The sequence below is a fragment of the Mesorhizobium sp. WSM4871 genome (assembly GCF_055811295.1).
Map to the genome: position 1 here is coordinate 1 of NZ_JBVVPU010000046.1, position 1,361 is coordinate 1,361.

General features: G+C 64.8%; 1 protein-coding gene. It reads left to right on the forward strand.

Annotated features, from left to right (window positions below):
- Positions 1–174: 174 nt before the first annotated feature.
- On the forward strand, positions 175–1,361 hold a 1,187-nt coding region (locus AC0L2H_RS32415), incomplete at its 3' end, for an IS110 family RNA-guided transposase (RefSeq protein WP_473593668.1).

Here is a 1,361-nt window from a genome sequence, read left to right on the forward strand (position 1 = left end):
CACCGGGAGCACGAAAGTGCGGGCAGGCCGTCTTTAGACCGTGGGCTGAGAGCCCGAGCTCGTTACATGGCCGCCCCTCGCGACTTTCCCGGATGCGCTGCGAGCGCGGATCAGTAAGTGTCGTGTTGCCCGTCAGCTCCCGTCTTTCACCGAGCCAGGAAGGAGGGAATACGCATGCGCATCATCGGACTGGATATCCATCGCGCCTTCGCCGAGGCGGTGGCATGGGAGGACGGCAAGCTCAGGCGGCTGGGTCGTGTCGACATGCGGCGCGATCTGCTGGACGCCTTCGCCGCAAAGCTGTCACCGAGCGACATCGTCGTGATCGAGGCCACTGGCAACGCGTCCTCGGCCGCCGCAGTTGTCGCGCCGCACGTGAAGAAAGTGGTGATCGCAAACCCGAAGCAGGTGCGCATCATTGCCTATGCCAAGATCAAGACGGACACGATCGATGCCGGCGTTCTGGCGCAGCTCTATGCCAGCGGCTTCCTGCCGGAAGTCTGGATTCCGGACGAACCGACACAGGCACTGCGCCGGCAGGTCACTCGGCGCAATCAGATCGTCCGGCAGAGATCGCGCTTGAAGAACATCATCCAGTCGATCCTTCATAGCCACCTCATCCCGTCTTGTCCGCATGCAGACCTGTGCGGCGCCAAGGGCCGGACCTGGTTGAGTGAACAGGTTGTGCCGGAAGACGAGCGCCTCGCTATCGACCGGCATTTGCGCGAGTTCGATCGGCTGGGCGATGACCTCGAGGTCATCGAGCGCGATCTTGCCCGCTCGACCCTTGAAGATGAAGGCGTGAAGCGTCTGATGACCATTCCCGGCGTCGACATGACCGTCGCGCTTGCAATGAAGGCGGCGATCGGCGACGTGTCGCGCTTCGAGGAGCCGCAGAAGCTTGTGAGCTATCTTGGCCTGAATCCGAGTGTCCGGCAATCAGGGCCAGGGCCTGCCTACCACGGACGGATCACCAAGCAGGGACGCGGACATGCCCGCGGCATGCTCGTCGAAGCGGCTTGGGCGGCGGCACGCGCGCCGGGGCCACTCCGTGCCTTCTTCCTGCGGGTGCGGGCCCGCCGCGGCCAGCACGTCGCCGCCGTCGCGACCGCGCGCAAGCTGGCCGTCGTGATCTGGCATCTGCTGATGAAGGGGGAGAGCTACGCATGGGCTCGACCCTCGCTGCATGCCAAGAAGCTGCGCGATGTGGAACTCAAGGCCGGGAGCAAGGCTGTGCGCGGCCAAAAAGGGGCCGCGCCCCCCGACAACAAAAAAAGCCACCCGGAAAAAAAGCGCCCCGGGGGGGGAAAAGCCCCAACCCCCCAAGGCCCCGTTTTATACGGCTGGGACCCCCCACGGGC